This is a genomic window from Aminobacter aganoensis (genome assembly GCF_014206975.1).
Taxonomy (GTDB): Bacteria; Pseudomonadota; Alphaproteobacteria; order Rhizobiales; family Rhizobiaceae; genus Aminobacter; species Aminobacter aganoensis.
This window is the reverse complement of sequence record NZ_JACHOU010000031.1, coordinates 1-16008: the sequence shown is the minus strand read 5'-3', so window position 1 is coordinate 16008 and position 16008 is coordinate 1. Positions and strand designations below refer to the sequence as shown.

16 protein-coding genes are annotated in these 16008 nt (G+C 64.1%); 10 read left to right on the top strand and 6 right to left on the bottom strand.

Annotated features, from left to right (window positions below; all coding sequences use genetic code 11):
- Positions 1-156: 156 nt before the first annotated feature.
- From GGR00_RS27405 to GGR00_RS27375, 7 genes are all read left to right on the top strand, one after another.
- Positions 157-1191, top strand: coding sequence for an ABC transporter substrate-binding protein (locus GGR00_RS27405; protein WP_184702628.1), 1035 nt, complete (start codon positions 157-159; stop codon positions 1189-1191).
- 81 nt (positions 1192-1272) lie between these two features.
- Entirely contained in the window at positions 1273-2367 is a 1095-nt protein-coding gene (locus tag GGR00_RS27400; protein ID WP_184702626.1) for an ABC transporter ATP-binding protein, read from the top strand.
- Positions 2364-3251, top strand: coding sequence for an ABC transporter permease (locus tag GGR00_RS27395; RefSeq protein ID WP_184702625.1), 888 nt, complete (start codon positions 2364-2366; stop codon positions 3249-3251). The genes GGR00_RS27400 and GGR00_RS27395 overlap by 4 nt, the downstream gene beginning before the upstream one ends.
- On the top strand, positions 3248-4063 hold the full coding sequence (locus GGR00_RS27390) for an ABC transporter permease (protein ID WP_184702623.1): 816 nt from the start codon (positions 3248-3250) through the stop codon (positions 4061-4063). Before GGR00_RS27395 ends, GGR00_RS27390 begins: the two co-directional genes overlap by 4 nt.
- A 247-nt stretch (positions 4064-4310) precedes the next feature.
- Positions 4311-5180: an ABC transporter substrate-binding protein gene (locus GGR00_RS27385; RefSeq protein WP_184702621.1), complete on the top strand. Its 870-nt coding sequence runs from the start codon at positions 4311-4313 to the stop codon at positions 5178-5180.
- A gap of 58 nt (positions 5181-5238) precedes the next feature.
- Entirely contained in the window at positions 5239-6159 is a 921-nt protein-coding gene (locus tag GGR00_RS27380) for an amino acid ABC transporter permease (protein ID WP_184702619.1), read from the top strand.
- Positions 6156-6959 (top strand): amino acid ABC transporter ATP-binding protein, encoded by an 804-nt coding sequence (locus GGR00_RS27375; protein WP_377865315.1) that lies wholly within the window; start codon positions 6156-6158, stop codon positions 6957-6959. The genes GGR00_RS27380 and GGR00_RS27375 overlap by 4 nt, the downstream gene beginning before the upstream one ends.
- 71 nt (positions 6960-7030) lie before the next feature.
- On the opposite strand, the gene GGR00_RS27370 is transcribed toward GGR00_RS27375, so the two are convergent.
- A complete protein-coding gene (locus GGR00_RS27370) occupies positions 7031-9094 on the bottom strand; it encodes an esterase-like activity of phytase family protein (protein ID WP_210315149.1) in 2064 nt (687 codons plus the stop codon).
- Between the two features lie 121 nt (positions 9095-9215).
- The gene (locus GGR00_RS27365; RefSeq protein ID WP_184702617.1) at positions 9216-10061 is read right to left on the bottom strand and encodes a LysR family transcriptional regulator; all 846 of its coding nucleotides are present in this window, start codon (positions 10059-10061) and stop codon (positions 9216-9218) included.
- Positions 10062-10188: 127 nt separating this feature from the next.
- Here GGR00_RS27365 and GGR00_RS27360 point away from each other — a divergent pair, with 127 nt between their 5' ends.
- Complete coding sequence (locus tag GGR00_RS27360; RefSeq protein WP_377865318.1) at positions 10189-10848, top strand: 5-formyltetrahydrofolate cyclo-ligase; 660 nt, start codon at positions 10189-10191, stop codon at positions 10846-10848.
- Between the two features lie 176 nt (positions 10849-11024).
- Positions 11025-11429 carry a group II truncated hemoglobin gene (locus tag GGR00_RS27355; RefSeq protein WP_184702615.1) on the top strand — a complete coding sequence of 135 codons (405 nt, stop codon included), beginning with the start codon at positions 11025-11027 and terminating at the stop codon, positions 11427-11429.
- 91 nt (positions 11430-11520) lie between these two features.
- On the opposite strand, the gene GGR00_RS27350 is transcribed toward GGR00_RS27355, so the two are convergent.
- On the bottom strand, positions 11521-12201 hold the full coding sequence (locus tag GGR00_RS27350; protein ID WP_184702613.1) for an aspartate/glutamate racemase family protein: 681 nt from the start codon (positions 12199-12201) through the stop codon (positions 11521-11523).
- Between the two features lie 2 nt (positions 12202-12203).
- Positions 12204-13652: an MFS transporter gene (locus GGR00_RS27345; RefSeq protein WP_184702611.1), complete on the bottom strand. Its 1449-nt coding sequence runs from the start codon at positions 13650-13652 to the stop codon at positions 12204-12206.
- Positions 13653-13892: 240 nt separating this feature from the next.
- Here GGR00_RS27345 and GGR00_RS27340 point away from each other — a divergent pair, with 240 nt between their 5' ends.
- Positions 13893-14735: a MurR/RpiR family transcriptional regulator gene (locus tag GGR00_RS27340; RefSeq protein WP_184702609.1), complete on the top strand. Its 843-nt coding sequence runs from the start codon at positions 13893-13895 to the stop codon at positions 14733-14735.
- Positions 14736-14764: 29 nt separating this feature from the next.
- Here GGR00_RS27340 and pta read toward each other — a convergent pair whose 3' ends face one another.
- Together pta and GGR00_RS27330 are read right to left on the bottom strand one after the other, a co-directional pair.
- Entirely contained in the window at positions 14765-15763 is a 999-nt protein-coding gene (gene pta, locus GGR00_RS27335; RefSeq protein WP_184702606.1) for a phosphate acetyltransferase, read from the bottom strand.
- Positions 15763-16008: putative sulfate exporter family transporter (locus GGR00_RS27330; protein WP_184702604.1), on the bottom strand; the 246-nt coding region annotated here is incomplete at its 5' end. The genes GGR00_RS27330 and pta, both read right to left, overlap by 1 nt.

The following is a 16008-nucleotide window of genomic DNA, read 5'->3' as shown; positions in this document are numbered from 1 at the left end:
CCCTCGTTGCCGCTTCTTATTATTTCAATATTACAATATCTAAATTGTTGACCGCCTGATCAGAAAATGCAAGCCTTCGATCCAACAGGGCAGCGTTTTCGACCCGCGACGCCGCCACAATAAGAACTTCAGTGGGAACATGGGAGATAATTTCCGATGAAGCTGACAAGGCGTGAATTCGCCGTCGGTATGACGGCAGCTATTGCCTCGATGACCCTGCCACGGCTGGCCACCGCGCAATCGTCACTGGTCGTTCCGACCTATGGCGGGCTGTGGGCCAAGTTCTGGGAAGAGCAGCTCCTCCCGGGCCTGACCTCCGCCACCGGCATCCAGCCGCAGCTCGATGTCGGGCTTGGCAAGGATTTCGTGGCCAAGATCCGCGCCGGCGGCGACCGGTCGCCCTACAGCATCTTCATGGGCAACGAAAACATCGCCGCCGTGCTGCGCGCCGAGGGCTTCTTCGAACCCTTCGACCTCGCCAAGGTGCCGAACGCGGCGAAGACCTATCCGCAATTCATCAACAAGGACGCCAAGGGCATCCGCGCCATCGTCTCGCCGATCGGCCTGGCCTACCGCACCGACCTGGTGAAGACCGCGCCCACCTCGTGGCACGATCTGTGGGAAAACCCCGAGTTCAAGGGCAAGACCGGTCTCTACCAGATCGGCAACACCGGCGCCGTGCTGTTCCTGCGCCTGGTCGCCGAACTGTTCGGCAACGGCCCCGACGACTTCGATACTGCCTTCGCCAAGATCAAGGAACTGCTGCCGTTCACGCAGGCGTCGTGGAGCGGCGAGGTGGCAACGGCCCTGATCCGCGGCGACGCGATCATCGCGCCGGTCGACTGGACCGAAATCATGACGTTGCAGGACAAGGGCGCGCCCGTCGCGATCGTTGCCCCCAAGGAGGGCGTGCTGGCATTCGAGCAGTCGTTCAACCTGGTCGGCACTGGCGCCGAGAAGGACGCCGCGCACGCCTATCTGAACTACATCCTCGACGCCAAGGTCCAGCAGGACATGGCCAAGGCCTTCTACACCTCGCCCAGCAACAACGAGTCCGTCGTCGATGACGCGCTGAAGGCACGCACACCGATCGTCGGCCCGCGCATGGCCGAGATCAAGAGCTATGACTGGGACAGCTACGTCGACAAGGCGGCGGAGATCGCCGACCGCTGGAACCGGGAGATGGCATAAGCCACGCCGCGACCGGCAACGACGTAACCGCATGGCCGGGAGGCACCCCACCTCCCGGCCGGGGAACTGCGAGGACACTGGATGACCGCCCTGACCATCGACCGTATCAACAAGCGGTATGGCAACCTTCACATCCTCAAGGACATTTCGATCCCGATCGGCCAGGGTGAATTCGTTTCCCTGCTGGGCCCCAGCGGCTGCGGCAAGACCACGACGTTGCGCTGCATCGCCGGCTTCGAGCGGCCGGACACCGGCCGCATCCTGTTCGGCGAGCGCGACGTGACCCGCGCCTTGCCCGAACAGCGCGACATCGGCATGGTGTTCCAGTCCTACGCCCTATTTCCGCATATGACCGTAGCCGAAAACCTCAGCTTCGGCCTCGAGGTGCGCAAGGTCGCGCCGGCGGACCGCCAGCGACGCATCGCCGACGTGCTCGCCATGGTTCGGCTCGAAGGCTACGACAAGCGCTATCCGCGCGAGCTTTCCGGCGGCCAGCAGCAGCGCGTGGCGCTGGCCCGCGCCTTGGTCATCGAACCGTCAGTGCTGCTGCTCGACGAGCCGCTGGCCAATCTCGACGCCACCTTGCGCGACGAGATGCGTTTCTTCATCCGCGACCTGCAGCAGCGAGTCGGCATCACCAGCATCTACGTCACCCACGACCAGGCCGAAGCCATGGTCATGTCGGACAAGATCGTGGTGATGAGCGCCGGCACGATCTCGCAGTTCGGCTCGCCGCGCGAGATCTACGAGCGGCCCGCCTCGCAATCGGTCGCCGGTTTCATCGGCCGCTCCAACACCATCGGCGGCAAGATCGCCGAAGCGCTCGGCCAGGACAGCTACAAGGTCGAGACGCCCTGCGGCAGCATCGGCGCGACAGGCCCGGCAGGACTTTCCAGGGGCGCCGACGTCAAGATCATGATCCGGCCGGAGAACATCAACACCCGCAGCCAGGCGGCCGCGGCAGGCCAAGGGGCCGGGGAGGGGGGCCACAGTGACAACGTGCTCTCGGGCTCGGTGGTCAATTCGGTCTACCAGGGCAGCGCCAACCAACTGGCCGTCAAGCTCGGCAGTGGCGATCGCGTGATCGTCGACGTCAACGGCCGCAACCCGCTTGAAGTCGGCGAACAGGTCGCCTTGCGCTTCGCCGCGCGCGACACCTGGCTGCTGGCGTCATGAGTGCTGTCGAAGCCGCTCCGCGCATCGAAAGCCGAAGCAATCGAGGCAGCGCCACCTGGATGGTAGTGCCGGCGCTGGTGCTGCTGATCGGCTTCTTCGCGCTTCCCTACCTGACGATCATCACCATGAGCCTGCGCGAGGCCTCGACCCGCGCCGTCTATGGCGAAGGCTTTACGCTGGCGCACTACACCAGCGCGCTGAGAGACTTCTACATCTGGGGCATTCTCGGCCGCACCCTGCTGATCGGCGCCACCGTCACGGTCATTTCGCTGCTGCTGGGCTACCCCGTCGCCTATCATCTCGCCAAGTCGCGGTCGCGCTGGACCAGCCTGCTCTACATCTTCGTGCTGTCGCCGCTGCTGGTCGGGCTGGTGGTGCGGACCTTTGCCTGGATGATCATCCTGTCCAACAACGGCGTCGCCAACCAGGCGCTCCAGGCCGTCGGCCTGATCGACTTTCCGCTCCAGCTGATGAACAACTCGCTCGGCGTGACCATCGCGCTGACGCATGTGTTCCTGCCCTTCATCATCCTGCCGCTGCTCGGCAATCTGCAGGCGATCAGCCCCGACCTCGCCATGGCGTCGCGCTCGCTCGGCGCGTCGCGGATGCGGACCTTCTGGAAGGTGACGCTGCCGCTCAGCATGCCCGGCATCCAGGCCGGCACGATCCTGGTGTTCGTGCTGTCGATCAGCGCCTATGTCACGCCGGCCATGCTCGGCGGCACCGGCGGGCGCACCATGTCGGTGCTGGTCGTGCAATATCTGGTCGACAACTTCCGCTGGCCGGCAGGGGCGGCGCTGGCCATCATCATGGCGGCAGTGGCGGTCATCTTCGTCGGCCTCTATCTCAGGCTTACAGCGCGCGCCATGCGGAGGCTGCCATGACACGTGCATCAAGCGGCGTCGAAAAGACCATCTGGGACCGGCTGTTCACCGTCCTTGTCGCGGCGATCTACATCTTCCTGATGTTCCCGATCGTGCTGGTGGTGCTGTTGTCGTTCAATTCGGGCGAGTTCCTGGCATTCCCGCTCGAGGGGTTTTCGCTGCGCTGGTTCGAGGCGCTGTTCTCGAACAAGCGCTTCCTCGACGCCACGCTCTATTCAATCCGGATCGCCGCCGTGTCGACCGTCGTCAACGCCGTAATCGGCACGCTGGCGGCGATCTATGTCGCCCGCCATGCAACCGTGGCCCGCGACTACATCCGCCTGATCATGACCGCCCCGTTGCTGGTGCCCGAGATCCTGACGGCAATCGCGCTGCTGTTCTATTTCTACGAGATCCGCATCGGCACCGACTATTCGATCGGCATCCAGATCGGCCACATCGTCGTCACCTTCCCCTATGTCTTCCTCAACGTCTCTTCGGCGCTGTTCAACTTCGACCGCTCGCAGGAAGAAGCCGCGCGCAGCCTGGGGGCCGGCGGCTGGATGACCTTCCGGCGCGTGACGCTGCCGGCGATCAAGCCAGGCATCATCACCGGCTGCCTGTTTGCCTTCGTCATCTCCTTCGACATCTTCAACATCTCGCTACTGCTGAAGTCGCTCGGCAGCAACACGCTGCCGCTCGAACTGTTCGATTACCTGCGCTTCAACTTCGATCCGACGGCCGCGGCCATCGCCTCTCTCAGCATCTTCATGACGTTTGCGGCGATCCTGATCATCGATCGCACGGTAGGGCTCAGGTCACTGCGGTTCTGAACGGTCGGCTCCAAGCCGCAACGCGCCGGAAAACTGCAGATTTCCGGCGCAATTTGTGTGGCCGGACGGGTGCGCTCGCTTGACAAGAGATGAGCCGTAAAAATACATTTCAATATCAGAATAGACGGTTCTGATGCCGCTGCCATCAGACAAGAGGAGCGCTATGCGGCGCTCGAGGGGAAGGCAGCGACAGGGACTGGCCGGGGCGCACGCCAGCGGCATACTCGTCACAATGGAGAGGGCTGACATGCAACGACATCTTTCGCTTCTGCGCGGCGCCGCGATCGCCGCATTGGCCGCCACGGCCGTCGCCGCAGCCGCCGGCGTTTCGGGTGCTGCCGAACTGCCTAAATCGCCCGAGGTCAAGGACACCGGCAAGCTGATCATCGCCAACACGCTCGAATATGCGCCGTTCGAATTCATCGACGAAAATGGCAAGCAGGTCGGCATCAACATCGAACTCGCGCAGGAAACCGCAAAGCTGCTCGGCGCCGAACTCGAAGTCACCCGCATTCCCTTCCCCTCGATGGTGCCCGGCCTCGCCGCCGGCCGCTTCAAGGTCGCCTGGGAAACCTTTGCCGCCACCGACGACCGGCTCAAGCAGGTCGACTTCGTGATGTTCATCAAGTCGGGCATCGTCGCCTCGACGACCGCCGACAAGGCATCGCAGTTCCAGGGCGAGAACAACCTGTGCGGCAAGCGCGTCGGCGTCATCGGCGGCGCGGTGTCCGACTTCATCGCCGACCGGCTGAGCGGCGAGTGCAAGGAAAAGGGCCTGCCCGAGATCGCCAAGAGCATCTTCCCGGAAGGCAAGGACATCATCCAGGCAGCGCTTTCCGACCGCATCGACGCCCGTCTCGACGACGCCACCGCATCGGGCTATTTCGAAGTGACCAGCAAGGGCCAGATGGTGGTCGTGCCGGGTCTCTACGATGTCGCGCCGCTCGGCATCGCCATTCCGAAGGGCGACAAGGAAACGGCCGACATGCTGGCTGCAGGCGTCAACGAGCTGATCAAGAACGGCACCTACAAGACGATCATGGCCAAGTACGGCATGACCAGCGCGATGATCGAGGAAGCCTACGTCGTCGACGCTGCCGACAAGATCCGCAAGTAATCATTCCGGCCGGCGGCGAGCACAGCTCACGCCGGCCTTTTCCATCGGAGGACGGCGCATGGACCGGGCCGAAACGCAAGCACCGCCGGAGGCGCTGACCGTCGTACCGCTGCGCCACTATGGCCTGTGGGTCGGCACGGCGATCACCCTGGTCATCCTCGGGCTGATCCTGAAGGCTCTTGCCACCAACCCGGCCTTCGACTGGCCGACGGTCGGCAAGTACCTGTTCCACCCCTCGATCATTCGCGGCCTGGGCCAGACGCTCTTGCTGACGATCACCATCATGGTGCTTGCCATTATTATCGGCACCATCGTCGCCATCATGCGGCTGTCGCCGAGCCGGGTGCTCAACGCCTTCGCCAGCGCCTACATCTGGTTCTTCCGCGGCGCACCGGCGCTGATCCAGCTGATCTTCTGGTTCAACCTGTCGCTGATCGTGCGCGAATTCTCGTTGACGCTGCCATTCGTGGGCACGCTGTTCACGATCAAGACCAACGACGTCATGACGCCCTTCGTCGCCGCCGTCATCGCGCTGTCGCTGCATGAAGCCGGCTACATGGCCGAGATCGTACGCGCCGGCATCAACTCGGTGGCGTCAGGCCAGACCGAGGCCGCCGGCAGCCTGGGCATGAACCACCGGCTGATCCTGCGCCGCATCACGCTGCCCCAGGCGATGCGCTTCATCGTGCCGCCGACCGGCAATGAGACGATCAACCTTTTGAAGACCACGTCGCTGGTCACCATCATCGCGGTCAACGACCTGCTCTATGCCGCGCAGAGCATCTATGCCCGGACCTTCGAGACCATCCCGCTGCTGATCGTGGTGGCCTTCTGGTATCTGTTCGTCGTCACGATCCTGTCGATCGGGCAGCACTATATCGAGCAATATTACGGCAGGAGCGACCAGCAGCAGGGCGCATCGTTGGGCGAGACGCTCAGGCGCGCCTTCAGGTTCGGACGGGTGGCACAGCCAGCATGACATCGAAAGCAGAAAACCAGGCCCGCTTCGGCGTCCCAGTCGACTCCATGGTGTTTGCCCGCGGCGTGCGCAAATCCTTCGGCAACGCGGAAGTGCTGAAGGGCATCGACCTCAATGTACCCACGGGCTCGGTGGCGTGCGTCATCGGCCCTTCAGGGTCGGGCAAGAGCACCTTCCTGCGCTGCATCAACCATTTGGAAGAGGTCAGCGGCGGCGTGCTCCTGGTCGACGGCGAGTTCGTCGGCTACGACCTGCGCCACGGCAAGCTCTACGAGGTCAACAACAAGCTGCTGTGCCAGCGCCGCGCCGACATCGGCATGGTGTTCCAGTCGTTCAACCTGTTCTCCCACATGACTGCGCTGGAAAACCTGATCGAGGCGCCGATCATGGTGAGGGGCATGTCCAAGGGCGAAGCCAAGGACAAGGCCCATGCACTGCTCGAGCGCGTCGGGCTTTCGGCCAAGGCCGACGCCTATCCGCGCCAGCTTTCCGGCGGGCAGCAGCAGCGCGTGGCGATTGCCCGGGCGCTGGCGATGAACCCCAAGGTCCTGCTGTTCGACGAGCCGACTTCGGCACTCGACCCCGAACTGGTCGGCGAAGTGCTGGTCGTCATGCGCGACCTTGCCGAGAGCGGCATGACGATGGTGGTGGTGACCCACGAGATCGGCTTTGCCCGCGAGGTCGGCGACCAGTTGATCTTCATGGATGGCGGCGTCGTCGAAGAGCGCGGCGAACCCAGGGAAATGATCGCCAATCCCCAATCGCCGCGGACGCGGGAGTTCCTGTCTCACGTGCTGTGAGACCATTTCCTGCAGGCAAATGGACAAGAAAAGGGGCAGCGCCGGGCGCTGCCCCCTTTTCGACGTGCTGATCAATTGATGGCGGCGATATTGCCCAGGCGCAGGAACAGCGTTTCGCCCGAGGAATCGTCGACGCCGTCATTGTCGGTGACGACGAAGGCTTCACCTGATGCATCGATGGCAAAGCCTTCGACCTTGTCGACGACGTAGCCGTTGGCGGCCGACTTGAGATCGGGCAGCAGGTCGCGGACCAGCGACTTGTCCACCACAGGCAGGTCGCCGCCGAGCTTGACCGGCTTGAAGCCGTCGAGCGCCACCGCATAAACGCGCTTGTTCCTGGCTTCCTGGCCGATCAGGTTGTCGCGCTCGACGATATAGAGCTTGCCGTCATGGGCGCTGATCTCCGACAGGCCGACCCAGCCCTTCTCGGTGGCTTCGAGCGGATAGCGCACCGCCGACCATTCCTTGGCCTTCGGCTTGTAGGCGAGCAGCTTGACCTGGCCCTTCGGATCGTCGGCCCATTCGCGCTGCACGGCCATGACCAGCGTCAAGTCGTCGCCTTCGCCGACGATCGCGATGCCTTCGAGGCCGAAGCGGGTCTCGCCGGCAAGCAACTCGGCCGGAAAGGCGATCTCTTCCTTGATCTCGCCCTTGGCATTGACGTTGTAGATGGCATGCGGGGTCAGCTTGTCGCTGCGGCCTTCCGAAGCCAGCCAGAAGCCGCCCTTGCCGTCGGCCACGAGACCTTCGAGATCGAGCTTCTGCGCCGGCTGGCCGTCCCGCGTAACGACGGTCTTGTCGGTGATCAGGGCAGGGGTCTTGGTGGTGTCGATGGTGAAGATCGCCGGCGCCGAACGATAGACCGAATCCGAAACGGCATAGAGCTTGCCGGCTTCCTTGGGATCGGCGGCGAGGCCAGAAAGAGCGCCCCAGCCGAGCGGCGTGCCGTCGTCCTTGAAGTTCGAGACGATCTGCGGATAGGCAGGGGTGCCCTCGCCGAGTTCGTAGACCATGATATGCGAGCGGGCGAGGCCATCCTCGACGAGATCGGTCTCGTTGGCGGTGACCAGAAGCTTGCGCTGCGGGATGGCGACGAGGCCTTCCGGGCCGATGCCCGAAGGCAGCAACTGGAGGAACTCGGGCTCGGCACCGGTGTCCTTGTAGACGCCGACCAGCGAAGCGCGCTCGGCTGCCACGAAAATCAGCTTCTGGTCGCCGAAGCTTGCAAATTCGAGGCCTTCCGGCTCGATGCCCTTCTTGTTGCGGGCATCGGGATAGTGGCCGGCGGCGGCAGCCTGGTATTCGAAGGCCGGGCCGGATTCGTAGAGCACCTCGCCAGTCCTCGAGAAAATGGTGAAGCCGCGGGCGCCGCCCTTGTAATCGCCTTCGTTGGCAACGACGAGGCGCTGGTCGTCGAGCCACTTCACCGCATCGGGTTCGCGCGGCGCATTCTCGACCTTGCCTGTGAAGGACAGCGCGCCGTCCTTCCTGGTGTCGACGTTTTCGAGCGTGACCTCGCCGGCCGGGAAGTGGGAAACGACCTTGCCGCCCGCGGCATCGACGATGGCGATGTGGTTGTTTTCCTGGAGCGTGACGGCGATCTCGCCCTTGTCGTTGAAGGCGACGAATTCCGGTTCGGGATCTTCAGGCGAAACCGCGGCGATGCCGGTCAGGTCGACGGTCTTGACTGAGGCGCAATCGGGCGCGCCATCGTTGAGCGTGACGATCTTGAGGTTGCCAGCTGGCAACTGCGGCAGGGCGCCGTCATTGAGTTCCTCGTCGCGTTCGTTTTCGATGGCGATGGCCAGCAGCTTGCCGTCCTTGCTGAGCGCCACCGAGTCGGGCTGGCCGCCGAGATCGCAGCTGGCTTCGATCTTCTTGGATGCCAGGTCGATCACGGTCAGGTTGCCCGACGGCTCCTGCCTGTTCTTGGAGGTATTGACGCCGGCAAGCACCTTGCCGCCGAGCACGGCGACCGAGGTCGGCGTTGCCGCATCGACGTCTGCCGGCAGGTTCTGCGACACCGGGAAGGTGGCGATGCGGTTGAAGACCTCTGCCGCGTGAGCGGGCAGGGCGGCCGACGCAGCGAGCGCGGTGGTCAAGAGCAGGAGCTTGCGGTTGATGTTGCCTGACATGGTGAAGCCTCTTTGCCTGAACGGAATTGCGGGTTCCGTTTGGGGCAGCGAGATTTCAGCACGATGACAGCCGGATGATGGTTTGATGACACGCGCCGCCGGCGCCGCGAAGCGCGTCTGCCTATCGGACGACCTGCTTCAGCCCCTCCAGTGCTTCCTGCAGGTCAATTCGTGCCTCGCTGGCCTCGGGGTAGACGGCATAGACCGGATAGGTAAATTCGGGCGCACCTTCGACCATTTCGAGATCGCCTGCAGCGATCAGCGGTGCAACGACACCCTTGCGGAAATAGCCCATGCCGCCGGCCCGCAGGATGTAACTCAGGCCGAGCGGTCCGAGGCCGACGAACAGCCCCGGCTCGCCGAATGCCGTTGACGTGGCGTCGTGCTGGGCAGCGAACAGCGGCCCCCAGTCGACATAGACATAGGTGCTCGCCGCATCCGGCTTGCCGTCCTTCGCCACCGTCCTGACCAGCACCAGTTGTTCTTCCTGAAGGATCTCGACCCTGAAACCCGGCAGCAGCTTGGGCGCGTAGAGGATGGCGATGTCGAGCACGCCCGTCCTCAACTGGTCTAGCAACTGGTCGGGAACGCCGACATGGGCATGGATGGCGATCTCGGGCTTGGCCTGCTTCATCCACACGAGCCAGTCGAGCAGCAGCGGGTTCCACAGGCTGAGCTCGCCGCCAAGCGCAACGACGCTCGTACGCCCCGAAGGGATTGCGAGCTGATGCCGGGCGCGCTCCCAGATCTGCACGAAAGACTGCGCGTAGCGTTCGAACTCGCGGCCAGCCGGCGTCAGCTGGGCGCCGTTGCGGTTGCGGACGAACAGCTGTCGCCCAAGCTCCTCCTCCAGGGTGCGTATGCGCGCGCTGACCGTTGTCTGGGTCACGTGGAGGCGGTCGGCGGCCCTGAGGAAGCTGCCGCAATGGACGATCTCAAGGAACGTGCGCGCGCGATCTATGTCCATGACATCCAGTTCAAAGCAAAATTATTGCACTAATATAGCATTTAATTCCGTTTGCGTTCTTGTTTGGCTCGGCGCAATTTTTTCGCAGGAACGACGTGGGTCGTGATCGCGGCAAAGGACACGGAAGATGATATCCGACGAAAAGGGTGCCCCTCCCGAAACCCAGGAATACGCCTCGCCGCCGTGCTTCATGCACGAATTGTCGCCCGACTTTCAGGCGGTGCAGCAAGACAGCTGGCCCGACGTCACCCGCTGGCGCAAGGCCGAGCGAACCCGCCTGATCGACGAGCGCCTGCTGGTCGGCGCCGAGGAGAGGACCGCGAAGTCCGAACGCATCGCCACCGCGCTCGATGAGGCGATCGGCAAGGTTTCGGGCAGGCTTGTCAGCGTCTACTGGCCGTTCCGCGGCGAGCCGGACCTGCGCAACTGGGCTGTGCGGGTGATCATGCGCGGCGGCAGGATAGCCTTGCCGGTCGTCATCCAGAAGGCGTGGCCGCTTGAGTTCCGCGTCTGGTCGCCAGGCGACCCGCTGGAGCGCGGAGTGTGGAACATTCTCGTGCCCTCGCACGGCCCGGCCGTGCAGCCCGATGTCGTCATTGCACCGGTGGTGGGCTTCGACGAGGCCAACTACCGCCTTGGCTATGGCGGCGGTTTCTTCGACCGGACGCTGGCGGCGATGCCGAAACGTCCGCTGGTGATAGGGGTCGGCTACACCGGAAGCCGGATCCGGACGATCTATCCGCAGCCGCACGACATCCCGATGGACGTCATCGTCACCGACGAATGAGCAAGGGATAATAAGTCGCGGGTCCGGACGACACTTGGCGCTTGTCGCAAAGCACTCCGGTGCTACGTTTTGGCGGCGTCGAGAGCGGGGGCATTCCCGGTTCGACAAGCCATTGGCCGGCTTGGGAAGCCGGGCATCATTGCGCAAGCGTACCAATCCGGAGGAGGTAGGTAACCTTGAACGAAGTTGTGCAGAAGGGGCGGTCGCTCTACCACGAACTCGGCGGCGAGGAGGCCATCCGGCGGCTTGTCGAGATATTCTATGACATCGTCGAGCAGGACGAGGACGCCGCGGAATTGCACCTCCTGCATCGCAGGGGCCATGGCGTTGCCCATTCCCGCGAGGAGCAGTTCAACTATCTCTGCGGTTTCTTCGGCGGCCCGAGCTACTACGTCCAGAAGCACGGACATTCACGGCTGAAGGAAATCCACGAGCATGTCGCCATCGGTCCCGAGTTGCGCGACCTCTGGCTGAAGTGCATGCGGCAGGCGGTCGACAAGGCGGACCTGCCGGAGCGCCTCCAGGATCTCATCATGCGTCATTTCAGCTTCGCAGCCGAGACGACGAGGAATCGCGACTAGGGCCCCGCTCCATACGGAACGGGGCCCGGCGACGTTTGCTGATCTTGCGAGGCCCGATTTTGCGCGGGCCACGGAGGCAAGCAAGGCTGCCTCAGCAGGCAACTTCCGCACGCATTTCCACTAGGCCGAGCACCCTCTCCATGGCGCAGGGAATGGGTGCGATGATCGGCGTCTCGAACATCGGCTGCAGTTGCTCCGCCGCCTGGCCGAGCGGGCCGCCGCCAATGATGACGGCTTCGGCTCCGTCCAGTTCGATGCATTCGCGCACCGCTTCGGCGAGCGATCGTTGCAGCAGCTTTTCATCACCAGCCACTGCGATCGGATCGCCCGGCGTGCACCGGATGCCCGAATAGAGATGGGCGAGCCCCAGGTCGCGGGCGCGGCCGGCGATTGCCTCGGCCAGATCCGGCGTCGTGGTGGCGACGCCGAACTTTCGCCCGTCGCGCGAGGCTTCGATCATCGAGGCCTCGCAGATACCGACGACCGGAATGGCGACCCTGCGCCGGAGTTCCGCAAGGCCCGGATCGCCGAAGGCGCTGACCACGATTCCCATGCAGTCCGCATCGTGGCTGGACCCGATCTCGATAACCTGGTCGGCGGCGGCTTCAAGCTGCGCGCCGTTGACGATCATCTGCGGGCTCCGATTGGCCGTGGCAACTGCCACGGCCAACCGTCCTGTTGCAGTCTTGCGCGCAATGGCATGCATCATGTCGCTGGTTGCGCGCGAGCTGTTCGGATTGATCAACAGGATATGGGAAGTAGTCATGTTCATGGTTACGCTCTGGCTTGTGCGGCCACGGACGACACTGCGGGTGTGTCGACTTCGGCCGGCTGGGTAAGATCTTCCATGGACATGCCATAGGTTTCCGGGCCCATCTGGATGCAGATGGCGAACACCGCATACATCGCCGCCGCCAGGCCGAACACGCCGATCATGCCGTAGCTGTCGAACAGCGCGCCCGAGATGGTGGGCACGAAGGAGCCCGCCGCCGATCCCGTCGCCAGGATGAAGGCCACGCCGAAGGCGCGGATGCGGGTCGGGAACAGTTCCGGCGCATAGATCCAGATCGAGGTGTTCAGGAGAAGCACGAAGAACTGGAAGATGGCGCCGAACATGAGCACCAAGTAGATGTTGGTGCCAAGCGTGGCGATCGACACGGCGGCGAGACAGGCAAAGATGGCGCCGACGGTCAGCACCCTCTTGCGCGGGAAGTAGTAGCCGAACATCGAGGCCGCGATGGCGCCGAGCACGCTGCCGCTCTGGATGATCATCGAGTAGAGCAGGCTGCCCTGCAGCGTGTAGCCCATCGACACGAAGATGATCGGCATCAGCGTCAGCACCGACAGCTGCGCGCCGTAGCTCATCAGGATGGCAATGGCGACCGGGACGGTGCGGCCGAGGTAGGGCGCGCGGAACAGCTCCTTCCAGCTATCCTTGGCCGGGGCTTCCTGCGGCTGGTCGTCCTTGAGGTATTCGCGCACGACGAGGTTCTTCGGACGCAGCGTTCCCGATTCCAGGATCGACAGCACCTTGTTGGCCTCCGCTATCCTGCCCTGCGAGGCTAAGAAGCGCGGCGTCTCTGGCACGAAGCGGCGGTAGAACACCACCAGCAGCGCCGGCAGCGCAAGCGCGGCAAACAGCCAGCGCCAGCCGTCCTCGCCTGGGAAGATCGAGAAGATCAACAGGCCGAAAGCCGGGGCGAGGAAGTTGCCGAAGCCGCCGGCGCCGACATTGACGAGGCCAGCGGCGGTGCCGCGGAACTTCGGCGAGCAGAACTCGGAAAGCATGGTCACCGCGGTCGAGATCTCGCCGCCGATGCCGAAGCCGACGATGCCACGCGCGATGGCGAGCGCGGCGAAGTTCGGCGCCAGCGCGCAGGCCAGCGAACCGATGGTGAAGAGCAGGAGATTGAAGGTCAGCATCACCCTGCGGCCGTAGCGGTCTCCGAGGATGCCAGACAACAGGCGGCCGATCGCCGCGCTGCCGAAGGTGATGGTATTGAGCAGGCCGATGTCGGCGCCGGTCAGCCCCCAGCTTTCCTTGAGCATCGGCCCCGAAACGCCGATCGTGTTCTGCTCGAAGGCGTCGAAGAGCACGCCAATGAGCACCAGCGCGATGATCTGCTTGTGGGCGCCGGTGACGCCTATGCGGCTCAGCGCTCCCTCGAGTTGTCTAATAGCCGGCGACGACTTGCCGGATTGCACCATACTTTCCGCTGCCATGGTTTCTCCTCCCTTGGCTGAACCAGACGTGAAAACTTATTTTCACCAATCTATCATATGAAATGCCCTTTTTACAGCTGAATCTTGGGACGGGCAGCACGTTTCGCCGGCAGCACTTATGTCGTTGTGATTCCTGCCTGATCGGACGATCCAGCCGACCTTTCCCGGGCGCCTGCCCCTTGCGGAGGTGAACCATCATGCGCAAATGTGCGCGACGACAAGCGGATGACGGACGGCAGCATGACCCCCAAGGAACGGCCCTTTCTTTTCCGCGTGCGGGAGGCGCTCGACCAATTGCACCCGGCGGAGCGGCGGCTCGGCGACTTCGTCTGCGACTTTCCCGGGGAGCTCGCCAGCTACTCGGCATCGGAACTCGCCAACCTGGCCAATGTCTCGAACGCGACCGTCTCGCGTTTCGTCAAAAGGCTGGGCTATGAGAACTACGAGGAAGCCCGCCGTCATGCCCGCGAGGAGAAGCAGACAGGCTCGCGACTGTTCCTGACGACATCGACCGACACCGCCGGGGTCCAGTCGCTGGCGGCGCATGTGGCACAGGGCATCGCCAATATCGAAGGCACCTTCGCCACCATCACCGACAGCCAGATCGATGCCGCGGTCGAGGCGATGCTGGCCAGCCGCAAAGTCTGGGTGCTCGGCTTCCGCAGCAGCCACCCCTTCGCCGACTACTTCCAGTGGCAGATGACGCAGGTTGTGGAGAACATCGTTTCCATTCCCGGCGGCGGGCAGACGTTGGGCGAACATCTGGTCAGCGTCGGCAAGGACGACGTGGCGGTGGTGTTCGGGCTGCGCCGCCGCGTCGCGCGCATGGAAATGGTGCTCTCGGCCATCGAGAAGAGCGGAGCCAAGCTGCTCTACATCACCGACGAGGGCGTTGCACACAGGCAGGGCGCGGCGTGGCACTTCCGCTGCCAGACGCTCGCGCCCGGACCGCTGTTCAACCACGTCTCGGCCATGGCGATCTGCCACCTTCTCGCGACCCGCGCCATCGAACGCGCGGGAGCCGCCGGGCGGACGCGCCTCAGAGGCATCGAGAGCTTCGGCGACGCGCTCGAGGAGCTGTAGCGCACCTCAAAGCCCGTGCAGCTGCCGGGTCAGGCCTGGCTGGCCTGGACCACCGTCACTGCGATCATGTGGAAGGCATCGTCGGCAGAGCAACCGCGTGAGAGATCGTTGGCCGGCTTTGCGAGGCCTTGCAGGATCGGGCCGATGGCGTCAGCCCCGCCGATGCGCTGGGCGATCTTGTAGCCGATATTGGCGGCGTCGAGATTGGGGAAGACAAAGACATTGGCTTCGCCATGCAGGGCCGAGTTGGGCGCCTTGGAGGCGCTGACGGCTTCGACGAAGGCGGTATCGAATTGCAGTTCGCCGTCGATGACCAGCTCCGGGTCGGCGGCGTGCGCCAGGCGGGTCGCCTCGACCACCTTCGACACGCGCTCGTGCGCGGCACTGCCATTGGTCGAGAACGACAGCATCGCCACCTTGGCCGCGCCGCCCGCCAGCGCCTGGTAGGAACCGGCTGACATGCGCGCGATGTCGGCGAGGCCTGCGGCATCGGGGTCGACGACCAGGCCGCAGTCGGCGAAGACGAACGCGCCTTTCTTGGCGTGATGCGGCTGGCACAGCATCATCAGGAAGAAGCTCGACACCAGCCCGACGCCCGGCGCCTTGCCGATGGTCTGCAGCGCCGCCCGCACGGTGTCGGCTGTGGTGGCGACGGCGCCGCCGACAGTACCGTCGGCCGCGCCCTCGCGAACCATCATGGCCGCAAAGACCAGCGGCGAACGCAGCGCTTCGACCGCCGCTGCATGATCGACGCCCTTGGCCTTGCGCAGTTCGTGATAGGCGTCGACGAGCCGCGACGCCAGCGGCGAAGCCTGCGGATCCTCGATGCGGAAATCCTGCAGGTCGGCCCCTGCCTCCGCCAGCCTGCGCTCGATGATGTCGCGATTGCCGACCAGCGTGATCTCGGCGATGCCTTCCCGCCTGGCCCGGACCGCAGCCTCGACGATGCGCGGGTCCTCGCCCTCGGCGAGCACGATGCGCCGGGGTGCCTGTTTCGCGGTCTCGATGATGCGTTCCAGCGGTTTCATCAGGCGTGTCCCAGGTAATAGATGCCGGCGAGGATGAAGAGGCCGATGAAGATCGTCTCGGCGACGATCAGGGCGACCGCGTCGCCGCCGACGTCGAGCACGCGGCGCAGCGAGGTCTTCATGCCGACGGCGACAATGCCGGCGAGCAGTGCCCAGCGCGACGCCTCCATGCCCGCCTTCGAGACGACTTCGGGAACGAAGCCGAACGAGTTGGCTGCGGCGAGGATGAGGAAGGCGATGACGAA